This window comes from Plantactinospora sp. CNZ320 (assembly GCF_002846275.1).
The window spans coordinates 5199004-5212547 of record NZ_PJMP01000001.1; the positions used below are offsets into that span (position 1 = coordinate 5199004).

General features: G+C 72.6%; 14 protein-coding genes. 10 read left to right on the forward strand and 4 right to left on the reverse strand.

The features are described from left to right. The first annotated feature begins 108 nt into the window (after positions 1 to 108). Positions 109 to 1203 (forward strand): aminotransferase-like domain-containing protein, encoded by a 1095-nt coding sequence (locus tag CLT71_RS23130; protein WP_101368953.1) that lies wholly within the window; start codon positions 109 to 111, stop codon positions 1201 to 1203. Between the two features lie 549 nt (positions 1204 to 1752). Beyond that, on the forward strand, positions 1753 to 2904 hold the full coding sequence (corA, locus tag CLT71_RS23135) for a magnesium/cobalt transporter CorA (protein WP_101371711.1): 1152 nt from the start codon (positions 1753 to 1755) through the stop codon (positions 2902 to 2904). Positions 2905 to 3007: 103 nt separating this feature from the next. On the opposite strand, the gene CLT71_RS36585 is transcribed toward corA, so the two are convergent. Continuing rightward, on the reverse strand, positions 3008 to 3610 hold the full coding sequence (locus tag CLT71_RS36585) for a hypothetical protein (protein WP_143743561.1): 603 nt from the start codon (positions 3608 to 3610) through the stop codon (positions 3008 to 3010). Between the two features lie 265 nt (positions 3611 to 3875). Between CLT71_RS36585 and CLT71_RS23150 the strand changes: the two genes are divergently transcribed. Then, complete coding sequence (locus CLT71_RS23150; protein ID WP_101368956.1) at positions 3876 to 4406, forward strand: peptidylprolyl isomerase; 531 nt, start codon at positions 3876 to 3878, stop codon at positions 4404 to 4406. Positions 4407 to 4556: 150 nt separating this feature from the next. Beyond that, positions 4557 to 5468: a rhomboid family intramembrane serine protease gene (locus tag CLT71_RS23155; RefSeq protein WP_101368957.1), complete on the forward strand. Its 912-nt coding sequence runs from the start codon at positions 4557 to 4559 to the stop codon at positions 5466 to 5468. An 18-nt stretch (positions 5469 to 5486) separates the two neighbouring features. Here the strand turns inward: CLT71_RS23155 and CLT71_RS23160 are convergent, their stop codons facing one another. Then, a complete protein-coding gene (locus CLT71_RS23160; protein ID WP_199187688.1) occupies positions 5487 to 5930 on the reverse strand; it encodes a PH domain-containing protein in 444 nt (147 codons plus the stop codon). A gap of 165 nt (positions 5931 to 6095) precedes the next feature. Between CLT71_RS23160 and CLT71_RS23165 the strand changes: the two genes are divergently transcribed. The 5 genes from CLT71_RS23165 (at position 6096) to CLT71_RS23185 (ending at position 11224) form a co-directional block, all read left to right on the forward strand. Next, positions 6096 to 7286, forward strand: coding sequence for an acetyl-CoA C-acyltransferase (locus CLT71_RS23165; protein WP_101368958.1), 1191 nt, complete (start codon positions 6096 to 6098; stop codon positions 7284 to 7286). 59 nt (positions 7287 to 7345) lie between these two features. Further along, entirely contained in the window at positions 7346 to 7927 is a 582-nt protein-coding gene (locus tag CLT71_RS23170; protein ID WP_143743562.1) for a hypothetical protein, read from the forward strand. 195 nt (positions 7928 to 8122) lie between these two features. Continuing rightward, positions 8123 to 8806 (forward strand): response regulator transcription factor, encoded by a 684-nt coding sequence (locus tag CLT71_RS23175; RefSeq protein WP_101371713.1) that lies wholly within the window; start codon positions 8123 to 8125, stop codon positions 8804 to 8806. 112 nt (positions 8807 to 8918) lie between these two features. After that, positions 8919 to 10325: a sensor histidine kinase gene (locus tag CLT71_RS23180; RefSeq protein WP_486483401.1), complete on the forward strand. Its 1407-nt coding sequence runs from the start codon at positions 8919 to 8921 to the stop codon at positions 10323 to 10325. 194 nt (positions 10326 to 10519) lie between these two features. Continuing rightward, a complete protein-coding gene (locus CLT71_RS23185; protein ID WP_101368961.1) occupies positions 10520 to 11224 on the forward strand; it encodes a glycosyltransferase family 2 protein in 705 nt (234 codons plus the stop codon). Positions 11225 to 11301: 77 nt separating this feature from the next. Here the strand turns inward: CLT71_RS23185 and CLT71_RS23190 are convergent, their stop codons facing one another. Both CLT71_RS23190 and CLT71_RS23195 read right to left on the reverse strand, forming a co-directional pair. Further along, complete coding sequence (locus CLT71_RS23190) at positions 11302 to 12204, reverse strand: hypothetical protein (RefSeq protein WP_101368962.1); 903 nt, start codon at positions 12202 to 12204, stop codon at positions 11302 to 11304. A gap of 6 nt (positions 12205 to 12210) precedes the next feature. Continuing rightward, a complete protein-coding gene (locus tag CLT71_RS23195) occupies positions 12211 to 12960 on the reverse strand; it encodes a thiamine pyrophosphate-dependent enzyme (RefSeq protein WP_101368963.1) in 750 nt (249 codons plus the stop codon). Between the two features lie 76 nt (positions 12961 to 13036). Between CLT71_RS23195 and soxR the strand changes: the two genes are divergently transcribed. Then, entirely contained in the window at positions 13037 to 13543 is a 507-nt protein-coding gene (gene soxR / locus CLT71_RS23200) for a redox-sensitive transcriptional activator SoxR (RefSeq protein ID WP_486483402.1), read from the forward strand. Position 13544: the final 1 nt, after the last annotated feature.

Sequence of the window (13544 nt, forward strand, 5' to 3'; positions counted from 1 at the left end):
GCGGTGCCGACCGGGCGGATCGCCCGTCGGACGGTTTCGCCCGTCCAAGATACGGACATTGTCGTGCCTCCGCCCGGGACGCTGGCGGCGCCCGTACGCTGGGTAGTCATGACTGTCGAGCAGCTGATCTCCTTCGCCCGTGGGGCGCCGTCGCTGGACATCGTCGACATCGAGGGGTTGAAGGCCGCGGCCGGACGCGCCTTCGACGCCGATCCGGCCGGCATCACCGGGTACGGCACGTCCGTCGGGTACCCGCCCCTGCGGAAGTGGATCGCCGACAAGCACGGCGTCGAGGTCGACCAGGTTCTCGTCACCAACGGGTCGCTCCAGGCCGACGCGTTCCTCTTCCAGCACCTGGTACGCCCCGGCGACGCGGTGGTGGTGGAGCGGCCGACGTACGACCGGACCCTGCTCAACCTGCAACAGCAGGGCGCCGAACTGCACCCGGTCACCATCCAGCCGGACGGGGTCGACACCGACGAGCTGGGCAAACTGCTCGAGTCCGGGGTGCGCCCGAAGCTGGCACACATCATCCCCAACTTCCAGAACCCGGCCGGGGTGACCCTGTCGCTGGAGAAGCGGCAGGCCCTGCTCGACCTCGCCGCCGAGTACGACTTCACGATCTTCGAGGACGACCCGTACGCGGACGTCCGGTTCCGGGGTGAGCCGCTGCCCTCGATGCTCTCGCTCGACCGGCAGGGCAGCGTGGTGCACGCCTCCAGCTTCACCAAGACGGTCTGCCCCGGGGTCCGGGTCGGCTACCTGGTCGGGCCGGCGCGGCTGATCGCCCACATCGCCAAGGAAGCCACCAACCTCTACATCTCGCCCGGGATGGTGGCCCAGGCGATCGTGCACCAGTTCTGCCTCAGTGGTGCCCTGGAACGGTCGATCCAGACCGTCAGCACCGCCCTCGGCGAGCGGGCCGCCACGCTGGCCGCGTCGCTGCGGGAGCACATCCCGGACGCCCGGTTCACCGAGCCGAACGGCGGCTACTTCCTCTGGGTCGAGCTGCCGCAGAACGTGCACGTGGACCGGCTGGCCTCGGCGGCGGCCGAGCGGGGGGTCGCGGTGGTCAAGGGCAGCGACTTCCTGGTCGAGGGGGGCCAGCACGCGCTGCGGCTGGCGTACTCCGGGGTGACCGCCGACCAGATCGACGAGGGGGTCCGGCGGCTCGCCGACGCGGTACGGGCGGTACGCCAGTAGCCGGTTGCCGCCGGGCTGACCGGCACGACCGGGGCCGGGGTACGCACGGGTGGGCTGACGCGTCCGCCCGGGGTCGTACCCCGGCTTTCGCGTCCCGGGAGGCGGTGCCGCCGGAGGTGGGAGCAGCCCACTCGTGGCGTTTGTGGCAACCGTCTGGCTGACAAAGCAGCCGGGGAATCTTCTGTCAGATATCTGACAATAGTGCCTGCTGACGAATTCGGGGCTTCCTACGTGCCGGTAGCCGGCCCACAATGCTGCGAGCGCCACTCGCGTTGGAGGCGGCCCGTTCCGGCAACGGACGGCGGGCCTTCGGCCGTGGCTGGCGCCCCCGAGCAGAACCCCCGCCCCCACGGCGCCGGGTGGGCCGTCCGCACCTTACCCCCCCGACGTGGACGGTCCACCCGGCGCCACTTTTTCTGGCGGCGACATCGACGGGCCGAGCCCCGGCCCGACAGCGCCACCAGGGGTGATCCGCGACATGTCCGGTGCCGGGCACTGGCGGCGTACGCTGCAACGCGCACTCGAACGGGCCGAAAGGGGGCGGTGGCGATGCCGGATCAGACCGATTCCGACCGGGTGGCGGTCGGTGGGAACAGCCGACCGAGACCCCGGGCCTGGACGGCGCCGGTCCGGGCGGCGGTGACCCGGATGCTGAGCACCGAGGCGGGCGCGCAGCGGACCCCGAGCAGTTCCCGGCCGGACGGGATGGGCGTGGTCGACTGCGGGCTCTACGTCGACGGGGTACGGCAGCCGGGGCAGCTCGGCTACGCCGAGGCACTGGACGCGGCACGGCAGCAGCCCGGCGCCTTCGTGTGGCTGGGCGTGCACGAGCCGAGCCAGGCGGAGATGGCCGGCATCGCGGCGGCGTACGGGCTGCACGAGCTGGCCGTCGAGGACGCCGTCAAGGCGGAACAGCGCCCCAAGCTGGAGCGCTTCGGCGAGGTGAGCTTCCTGGTGCTGCGTACCGTCCGGTATGTCCAGCACGGCGAGTTGACCGAGAACTCCGACGTGATCGAGACCGGCCAGATGATGCTCTTCATCGGGCCGAACTTCGTGCTCACCGTCCGGCACGGGGACGCCTGCCGGCTGGCGCCGGTCCGCTCCGAGCTGGAGGCCCGGCAGGAGATCCTCCGTCAGGGACCCTGGGCGGTGGCGTACGCCGTGATGGACCGGGTGGTGGACATCTACCTGGAGGTGACCGACCAGGTCGGCGACGACCTGGACGTGCTGGAGAGCGAGGTCTTCGCCCGGCAGGCGCACGGCCGGATCCAGCGGATCTACCAGATGAAGCGGGAACTCGTCGAGTTCAAGCGGGCGGTGGTGCCGCTGCAACGGCCGATGATGACGCTGACCGCCCAGGTCAACCGGGAGATCCCCAAGGAGATCCGGCGCTACTTCCGGGACGTGCAGGACCACCTGACCCGCACTGTCGAGCAGGTCAACTCCTACGACGACCTGCTCAACTCGATCCTCCAGGCCCGGCTGGCCCAGGTGACCGTCGACCAGAACAACGACATGCGCAAGATCGCCGCCTGGGCCGCCATCGCCGCGGTCTGGACCGCCATCGCCGGCATCTACGGGATGAACTTCGACTTCATGCCGGAGACCAGCTGGAAGTACGGCTATCCGGTCGTACTCGCGCTGATGCTGGCGATCTCGCTCGGCCTGTACCGCTGGTTCCGCCGTAACCGCTGGCTCTGATCCCGCCGCCGGAGACGCCTCACGGCGGCGCGGGGCGCTTTCGACCCACGCCGCCGTGACGGTCTCCGAACGCCGTCGCCGGTGCCCCGACGATCCGGGCGGCTCAGGTGCCGCTGTTGCGGGACGCGGCCGTACCGAGCAGCCCGTCGGAGCGGTCGCCGCTCTTGGTCGACACCTTCCGGGCCCCGTCGGTGATCGGTCCGGTCGAGATCTTCTCGCCGGTAGTCGCCGTACTGTCCTTCGTCTTCTCCGCCGGTACGGAGCTGCCCGTGCCCGGGTCGCCCGTCGAGCTGCCCACGATCGAGGCGGCGTCGTCACGTACGGCGTCCAGGGTGGCCGCCGGGTCGTACTCGTCCCACGGCCGCTGCGCGCGACGCCGCACCACGGCCGCGCCCATGGCACCGGCCACCGCCCCCGCGACCAACAGCCCGGTCAGGACCGGCCAGCGTCGACGCATCATCGAGTTCTTCTTCCGCATCGCCCTCATCTTCTTCGACCTCGCCTTGCGGGCGACCGAGCCGGCCTGGCGGGCGCCGTCCGTGGCGGCCGTGGCCAGCGGCGCGAGCCTGGTCATCGCCGACTCCCAGCCGTCCGACGCCGTCGCCCGCACCCGGGTCGCCGTCGGCGCGATATAGGCGCCGGCGGCGTACGCCCGCGGCCCCACCGCCGATCCGACCCCGGACGCCGCGTGGGTGGCCGCGCGCATCAGGTGATCGAAGCTCTCGCCCAGTTCGGCCTTGACGAGCTTCCTGTGGGATCTGCGCCCCCCGAATCCAAACACCGGTCCCCACCTCCTTGGGTGTTGTTCCCCAGTCATCCTGCACCCTCGGATGCGCCCGCACTGCCAGAACGGGCACATGGGAGGATCCGCATGGAACCACCTACCAGCGCCGGCCTGCGCGTCGTGGCCGGCGGACCGCCCCCGCCGGCCGGCACCTCGTGGCCGGCGGCCTGTCGAGCGAGGAGTACCCGTGGCCGAGGCCGCCTACGCAACCCTGCACACCAACGCCGGTCCGATCCGGCTGGAACTGTTTCCCAACCACGCCCCGAAGACGGTGCGGAACTTCGTCGAACTCGCCGAGGGGACCCGGCAGTACACCGACCCGCGCACCGGCCAGCCGGGCAGCGGGCCGTACTACGACGGCACCATCTCGCACCGGGTGATCAGCGGATTCATGATCCAGATGGGTGACCCGACCGGGACCGGCCGGGGTGGCCCGGGTTACAACTTCGCCGACGAGTTCCACCCGGACCTGCGGTTCGACCGGCCCTACCTGCTCGCGATGGCGAACGCCGGACCGGGCACCAACGGGTCGCAGTTCTTCATCACGGTCGCGCCGACCCCGCACCTGAACAACCGGCACACCATCTTCGGTCAGGTCGCGGACGAGGCGTCGGCGAAGGTCGTCGACTCGATCGCCAGCACCCCGACCGGCGCCCAGGACCGGCCGCTCCAGGACGTGGTCATCGAGCGCGTCGAGATCGAGCGTAAGGACGGCTGACGTCGATCCCGGGTACCTTTGCCTGCATGACTCGTAGCGGGCGGAGGTCGGGAATGAGCGGGCGCGGCGGGAATCCGGCATGAGCGAGCGGATCGGGCGCCCCCGCGTCGATGTGTCCGGTGGTGGCATGCGGCCCGGCGGAGCGCCGGCATGAGCGAGTCCCCGCCGACCACGCCGGTCTGCTACCGGCACCCGTCCCGGGAGACCTACGTCCGGTGCACCCGCTGCGACCGGCCGATCTGCCCGGACTGCATGCGGGAGGCCTCGGTCGGGCACCAGTGCCCGGAATGCGTCGCAGAGGGCCGTCGCGGGCAGCGGCCGGCGCGCACCGTCTTCGGTGGCGGTGCCGCCGGCCGCCGCGGCTACGTCACAAAGGCGCTGATCGCGATCAACGTCGCGTTGATCCTGCTCTCCATCTCCACCGCCCGGGGCGGCGACGCGGTGGCCGGGGCCGGCTTCGGCGGTCTGCTCGGCGGTGCGACGCCGCTTACCGACTGGGGTGCCGTGCTCGGCCTGGACTGGGTCGGTCCGTTCGGTGTCGAGGAGGGCATCGCGGCCGGTGAGTACTACCGGCTCTTCACCGCGATGTTCCTGCACTACGGGCTGCTGCACCTGTTGATGAACATGTGGGCGCTCTGGGTGCTGGGCCGGTCCCTGGAGGCCACCCTCGGCCCGCTGCGGTTCCTGGCGCTCTATCTCGTCGCCGGGGTCGGCGGCAACGTCGCGGCGTACCTGTTCAGCGTGCCGCAGGCCAGGACGGTCGGCGCGTCGACGGCGATCTTCGGGCTCTTCGCCGCGCTGTTCGTGATCATGCGTCGGCTGGGCCGGGACACCTCGTCGGTGATCCCGATCCTGGTGATCAACCTGGTCTTCACCTTCGCCGTACCCGGGATCTCCATCGCCGGCCACCTGGGCGGGCTGACCGCCGGTGCGGCGATGGCGGTGGTGCTCGCCTACGCACCCCGGTCCCGGCGCACGCTCTTCCAGATCGGCGGCGGTGCGCTTATCGGGCTGGTGCTGACCGGGCTGACCCTGATGCAGTCCGCCGCCCTGCTCGCCTGACCCGGCCGGCCCGGCGGCTCAGTACGCCGGGCCGCCGGGGCGTACGGCGTGCAGCACCTCGGCGACATCGCGCGGCGCGACCCCGAGGTCGTACCGGCTGAACAGGTGCAGCGAGGCGCCCCTGTCGATCTCCAGCATCTCGGAGGAGAGCCCGAGGCGGGACCGGGTGTCGACGGTGATCCGGTCGACCTGCGACCAGGGGATGTGCCGCCGTCCGGCGAAGCCCTGGATCACGGTGACCCCGGTGGGGTCCACCGCGAGCCGGACCGGCGCCACCAGGTCCCGTATGCCCCAGCCGAGCAGGACGGCTCCGACCAGCAGCCCGGCGCCGAGGCGTACCAGGTCGCCCTCGGCGAAGAGCGCGCCGAGTGCCATGAAGAGGGCGGCGGCGCCGAGCTTGCACACCGGCAGCGCGGTCTGCACCCGCCAGTGCCGTACGGAGGTGTCCGGTTCGGAGTGCACGGGTCCAGGATGCCACCGCCGCCGGTACCGCTGCCGTCCCCGCCGCCGGGTGAAGGGGACGGTGGGGCGGGACGGCAGGGCGGGACGGTGGAGGGCGGGTCCTCTTCCGGTGGGTGGCCGGTGACGACGTAGTATCGAGGGCAGCCAAGTTACTGGGGAGTAGACATGGCGGACGCGGTAATCGTCGGTGCGGTACGTACCCCGGTCGGGAGGCGCGGCGGAGCACTCGGCGCCGTACACCCGGTCGACCTGTCGGCGCGGGTGCTCACGGCACTCGCCGAACGCGCCGGACTGGACCCGGCGCAGGTGGACGACGTGATCTGGGGATGCGTTTCCCAGGTCGGCGAGCAGGCGTGGAACGTCGGCCGCAACGCCGTACTCGCCGCCGGCTGGCCGGAGTCGGTGCCCGGCACCACGCTCGACCGGCAGTGCGGGTCGAGCCAGCAGGCGCTGCACTTCGCGGCGGCGGCGGTCGCCTCCGGCCAGGCAGACCTGGTGGTCGCCGGCGGCGTGGAGTCGATGACCCGGGTGCCGATGGGCAGCAGCATCGCCCCCGGCGGCACGGTCGGCACCGGCCTGCCCTACGGCGACCTGGTCCGGGACCGCTACCGGGGTACGCCCGGTTTCGCCGCCGACGATCCGGTGCCGTTCAACCAGGGTGTCGGTGCGGAGCTGATCGCCCAGCGCTGGGGGCTGACCCGACGGCAGCTCGACGAGTTCGCGCTGGGCAGCCACGAGAAGGCCGCCGCCGCCCAGGACGCCGGTGCCTTCGCCGACGAGATCGTCCCGGTGGTCGTGCCCGACGGTGCCAAGGTGCAGGCCGACGAGGGAATCCGCCGGGACACCAGCCTGGAGCGGCTGGCCGGGCTGAAGACCCCGTTCCGGCCCGACGGGGTGGTCACCGCCGGCTCCGCCTCGCAGATCTCCGACGGTGCCGCCGCGCTCGCGGTCACCACCGCCGAGTGGGCCCGGCGCAACGGCCTGCGACCGCTGGCCCGGATCCACACCGCGGTGGTCACCGCCGACGACCCGGTCCTGATGCTCACCGCACCCATCCCGGCCACCGCCAGGGCGCTGCGCCGGGCCGGGCTCGGCATCGAGGAGATCGGGGTGTACGAGGTGAACGAGGCGTTCGCCCCGGTACCGCTCGCCTGGCTGGCCGAGACCGAGGCCGACCCGGCCCGGCTGAACCCTCGGGGCGGGGCAATCGCCCTCGGTCACCCGCTCGGCGGCTCCGGTGCCCGGATCATGACCACGATGCTGCACCACATGCGCGACCACGGCATCCGGTACGGCCTCCAGACCATGTGCGAGGGCGGCGGGATGGCCAACGCAACCATCGTGGAACTTCTATAATTTCATTCTCATCCATGCCCCGGCCGCGTCATCTCCGGCCGGATCTCGTTGGAAGTTGCGTGGATGTGTTCAGTCGAACGTTCCTGCCGGCCGCCGCCGAGACCGGGGTGGCCAGCCCGACCGTGAGCCGGCACCTGCCGGTGCTGCGCAACTGCGTACCGGCCGGCGAGGTCACGGTGCTGGTGACCCGGTGCAGCCGTCCGGAACAGCCCGCGCACGGCTGCCTGCTGCTGCTCACCACCCGCCGGCTGGTGGTGACCGAGCAGACCCGGTTGCTGCACCGGCTGCGGCTGCACCTCAACACCGAGCTGCGGCACCTCAACAACGTCGCCTGGAACCCCGACTCACGGGCCTCGATGGTCGAGCTGGCCGCGACCGCCGTCGACGGGGTACGCGAGCGGTTCCTGATCCGGGCCGACCGGCCCAGCCAGTTGTGGCAGCTCGACGCCCTGTTCAGCCAGGTCTTCCGGCCGAAGATGGCGGCCCGGTCCCGGGTGGCGCACTCGGCCGCACCGCTGGACCGCCCGACCGTGCCCGGCACCCTGCCCCAGCACCCGGTGCCGACGGTGGCGGCGACCCCGCCGGCCAGACTCACCACCCCGGCCCGCGCCCCGCGACTCACCCCCGTCGCAGCCGTCTGAGTCACCGGTCAGGAACCCCGGCCGCCGCCCGCCCAACCCGGCCGCCTTCTGGCTGCCTTCTGGCCGCCCACGAGCCACGGCAGCCCGTACCGACCACGGCAGCCCGTACCGGATCCGAACACTGGCGCCGGGGGCACCGGGCCGTCGGTCGGCCATCATTGGCCGGTGGCCGTCGACACCGCGCAACCCGGCACCATCCCGCACCGGGGTCTCGTCCTGGTGGTCGAGGACGAGCGCTCCATCGCCGACCTGGTCCGGCTCTATCTGACCCGGGACGGCTACGGCGTACACGTCGAACACGACGGTGACGCCGGGCTGGCCGCGGCCCGCAGGCTGCGCCCGGTCGCCTGCGTACTGGACATCGCGCTGCCCGGACTGACCGGCACCGAGGTCTGTCGCCGACTGCGCGCGGCCGGCGACTGGACGCCGGTGATCTTCCTTACCGCCCGGGACGACGAGGTGGACCGGATCGTCGGGCTGGAACTCGGTGCCGACGACTACGTGACCAAGCCGTTCAGCCCACGCGAGCTGGTCGCCCGGATCCGCGCGGTGCTGCGCCGGACCGGTGGCGCACCGGACGCCGCCGAGCAGCCCCGGGTGGTCGGCCCGGTCACCCTCGATCCGGTACGCCGGCAGGTCACCGTGGCCGGCGAAGCCGTGCAGCTCACCTCGACCGAGTTCGACCTGCTGGCACACCTGATGGCGCGACCTGGCCGGGTCTTCAGCCGGGAGGAGCTGCTGGCCAGCGTCTGGGGGTACGCCGCACACACCGGCACCCGCACCGTCGACGTGCACGTCGCGCAGGTACGCGGCAAGCTCGGCCCGGCCGCCGACGTGATCCGGACCCACCGCGGCGTCGGGTACGCCTGTGCCGGCTGACCGCGCTGACCGCGCTGACCGCGCTGACCGCGCTGACCCGACTGTGCCGGCTGTCCCGGCTGTCCCGGCTGTGCCCGCTGTCCCGGCTGACCCGGTGGCGGGAGCGGGGCACTTGGCGGCAGGCTCGACCGGTGAACCGCCCCAGCCGGAGCGGCCCCGCCGGTTCGGGCGTACCCTGACCGCCCGCGCCGTCGCGGTCAGTTGCGCGGTGGCCCTGGTGTCGGTACTTGTGACCGCCGTCGTCGCGGTGCCACTGGCGGCCCGCTCGGCCGAACGGCAGGCCCGGGACGCGTTGACCGCCCAGGCCCGGCTCGCCGCCGAGGCACTGCGCAACCGGCTGGACCGGGGACGGGCCGCCGACGAGGAGCGGATCGTCAGGCAACTGCGCAACCAGGGCATCGACGCGTACCTGATCAGGGCCGGCAGCCCCGACCGGCCCGGCCTGCCCGCCGAGGTGGTCGACCGGGTCGCCGCCGGCCGGAACTTCTCCGGGCGGCGGGCGGTCGGCGGCCGGCCGGCGATGGTCGAGGGGCGCTGGCTGCCCGGCGGCAACGGCGTCGTGCTGGCCCGGCCGGCCACCACCGGGCTGTGGGGGGACGTCGCCGGGCTGCTCTGGCTGCCGCTGCTCGCCGGGTTGGCCGCCGGGGTGGTGGCCGGAGCGCTGCTGGCCCGCCGGCTGGCCCGGCCGATCCGGCAGGCGGCGACGGCTGCGGCGCGGCTGCGCTCCGGCGACCGGGCGGTACGCCTGCCGGTGGAGCCGCCGGAGGAGGCCGCCGACCTGGCGTACGCGCTCAACGAGCTGGCCGCCGCGCTGGCCCAGAGCGAGGGGCGGCAGCGGGAGTTCCTGCTCTCCGTCTCGCACGAGTTGCGCACCCCGCTGACCGCGATCCGGGGCTACGCCGAGGCGCTGGCCGACGGGGTGGTCGGCCCGGAGGGCGCCCAGCGGGCCGGGCAGACCATGCTCACCGAGGCGGAACACCTCGACCGGCTGATCGGCGACCTGCTGTCGCTGGCCCGGCTGGAGGCGGCCGACTTCGCCCTGGAACCCGTGCCGGTGGACCTAAACCGGTTGACCGCCGACGCGGCGCGGGTGTGGAGTGCCCGCTGTGCCGCGCTCGGCGTCGTACTGCGGGTCGAGGCGCCGGCCGGTCCGATCCCGGTGCACACCGATCCGGGCCGGATCCGGCAGGTCGTGGACGGGCTGCTGGAGAACGCGCTCCGGGTCGTACCGCCGGGCGAGGTGATCGTGCTCGCGGTACGCCCGGCGGGGCCGGCCGAGCCGCCGGGCGGGGTGCTGGAGGTCCGGGACGGCGGGCCGGGGCTGACCGACGACGATCTCGCGGTGGCCTTCGAACGCGGTGCGCTGCGCCAGCGCTACCAGGGGTTACGCAAGGTCGGCAGTGGTCTCGGGCTGGCTCTCGCCGCCGGTCTGGTGCGCCGGCTCGGCGGCCGGATCACCGCCGGGCACGCGCCGGAGGGTGGCGCCCGGTTCACCGTCCGGCTACCGGCCGGAGGCTAGGACACGTCACCGCCGCAGAGCTGGGCGCTCCTTACCTCGGTTTTGTCGCCGACCCGGGCGACCCCGCCGCCGGCCCGCGCCGATCCGGCCGGCCGGACGTTCCCGGGGAGGCCGGGTGCGGATGCCAGGCATGGCCCAGGCCGGTAATCAGGCTAGGCTAGGGCCGATTTGTCGTCGGCACCGTGGAGACTCCCGTGAAGCTCTCGATCCTCATGCCGGTCTACAACGAGGAAGAACGCATCGCGGACGCCCTCAAGCAGGCCCTCGCGGTCGACTATCCGTGCGAAATCGAACTCGTCGTGGTCGATGACGGTAGCCGAGATGGTACCGGAGAGATCCTCGGCCGGGCCGACGACACCCGGCTCCGGGTGATCACCCATCCGCGCAACTCCGGCAAGGGCGCGGCGATCCGGACGGCGGTGGACAACGCCGAGGGCGAGTACATGGTGATCCTCGACGCCGACCTGGAGTACGACCCGCAGGACATCCCCAAGCTGCTCGCCCCGGTACTCGACGGCCGGGCCACAGTGGTCTACGGAAATCGGACCTTCGGCAGCCACAGCGCCTACAGCTTCTGGTATGTGATGGGCAACAAGGCCGTCACCACCGCCGCCAATGTGCTCTTCAACTCATACATCGGCGACCTGGAGACCTGTTTCAAGCTGATGCCGGTCGCGCTCTACCGCTCGCTGGACGTCCGCTCCCGGGGCTTCGGGATGGAGGCGGAGGTGACCGGCAAGCTGCTGCGCCGCCGGATCCGCCCCTACGAGGTGCCGATCAGCTATCGGGCCCGCAACCGGGAAGAGGGCAAGAAGATCACCTGGAAGGACGGCGTCGAGGCGCTGTTCATCCTCGGCCGGGAGCGTACCCGCCGACGGGAGACCCCCGGCCGGCGCTGACCACCAGAACGCCAGACCGCCCCCGGCCCGAGGATGGGCCAGGGGCGCACCTGGTGGTTGGTTGCCGTGCCGTGTGGTCAGCCGAGAAACTCGACGATCGACCGGCGCAGGCCCGCCGGGTCGAGGCCGTGCCACCGGGCGTGGTCCGCCGCATCGCCGTAACGCCGCAGGTCGGTGCGGCCCACGCCGAGCGAGAGCGATCGGTGTGGTACCCCGGCCAGCGCCGAGCCGAGCAGCGCGCTCGAGGTACCGGCCAGGTACGGCTCGACCAGTACCACCGCCGGGGTGGTGCCGGCCGAGGTGGCGGTACCGGCCAGTTCCCGGAGTCCGATCACGTCGAACGGGCGCGGGGTGTGGGTGTACGCGACAGTCACGTCCAGCCCGGCGGTCGCCTCCAGCACCGGCCGGAGCATCGGGCCGACCGCCACCACCAGGGCACCGCCCGCCGAGCCCCGGCGGAGCACCGCCAGCCGCCCCGCACCGGGCATCGGTGCCTCGTTGACCTGGGTGGACAGTCGCAGGTAGACCCGATCGTCGTGCCGGGCGGCGGCCCGGAGCAGCCCGGGTACCTCGGCCGGGTGCCCGGGGACGTGCACCGTCCAGTCGGTGAGGGTGTCCAGCAGGGCCACGTCGCCCGGGGACATGTGCGTGCGGCCCATGCTCGCCCCGTCGTACGACGCGCCGACGCTTGCCACCACCGCACCCACTCCCTGGTGGTCGAGGTCGAGCTTGAGCTGCTCGTACACCCGGTCGACGGTGAAGGTGGCGTACGAGTGCACGATCGGGCGCAACCCGGTCAGGGCGAGTCCACCGGCCACCCCGACCATCAACTGTTCCCGGATGCCGACGTTGAGCACCCGGTCCGGGTGCGCCCGGGCGGCGGGCGCGAAACTCGACGCTGAGATGTCGGCGAGCACGACTGCCGTACGCGGATCGTCGTCCAGCAGTGCGGTGGCGGTGTCGATGAAGGTGTCCCGCATCGTCGGTCACTCCTTGGGGTCGACGACCGCGACGACCACGTGCGGACGATCGGATCGGGTTGCGGATCGGGTGGTGGTGAGGGCGGTCTCGATCGCGTCGTGGTCGCGGCCGTCGACGGTGCTGGCGGACCAGCCGTGCACGGTGAACCGGCTGGCGATGCCGCCCGGCCAGCCGTGGCTGGCAGACTGGTTGTCGATCACGATCGCGGTGAGCGTGCCGAGCCCGGTAGCCCCGGCGTACGCCATCGCCTCGTGGTTCGACCCCTCGTCGAGTTCGGCGTCGCCGAGCAGGACGTACACCCGGGGTTTGTCCAGGCCCTGGGCGCGCAGCCCGAGCGCGGTGCCGACGCCCAGCCCGAGACCGTGGCCGAGCGAGCCGGCGCCGATCTCGACTCCGGGGACCAGCACCCGGTCCGGGTGGTGGCCGAGCCGGCTCTCCGGGCCGGCGAGGCCGTCGAGCCAGTGTTCCGGGATGAACCCCTTGGCGGCGAGCACGGCGTAGTAGGCGGCCGGCCCGTGACCCTTGGAGAGCAGGAAACGGTCCCGGTCGGGCTCGTCGACGGTGGCCGGGGAGACCCGCAGGACCCGGTCGTAGAGCACCCAGAGCACGTCGAGGGTCGAGTGTGCGCTGGGCGCGTGTTTCTCGTCGCCGGTCAGCCGGTGTAGCAGCGGCCAGAGTCCGGCCGGCAGTTCGGAGCGCCGAGGGTTCGGCGCGGATCGGCGGGTACGCCCCGGCGCGGTAGCGGTTGTCGTCATGGCTCTACCCTGCAAGTTGAAGCGCGCTTCAACTCAAGACCGCTCACCCAGGCACTTCGGGACGGGGAGGATCGACGTGCATCAGGAGGGGCTGACCATCGGGGAGCTGGCCGCCCGCTCCGGTGTGGCAACCTCGGCGCTGCGCTACTACGAGCGGCTCGGGCTGATCCGGGCCCGGCGTACCGGGGGCAACCAGCGGCGCTTCGACCGGTCCGAGCTGCGCCGGCTGTCGTTCATCCGGATCTCGCAGCAGCTCGGGGTCTCGCTGGAGGACATCCGGGAGGCGCTCGCCGAGCTGCCGGACGGGCGTACCCCGACCAAGGCCGACTGGGCGCGGCTCTCCGCCCGCTGGCGTCGCCGGCTGGACGAGAAGATCGAGCTGATGACCCGGCTGCGCGACGAGCTGACCAACTGCATCGGCTGCGGTTGCCTGTCGCTGCGCAGCTGCAACCTCTACAACCCGGGCGACGAGCTGGCCGCCGAGGGCCCCGGCCCGCGCCGGATGCTGCCCGCCCCGCCCCCGTCCCTGTCCCCGCCCCGGCCTTCGGAGCCGGAGCCGGACCCGACCGACGCGCCGGGGTGAC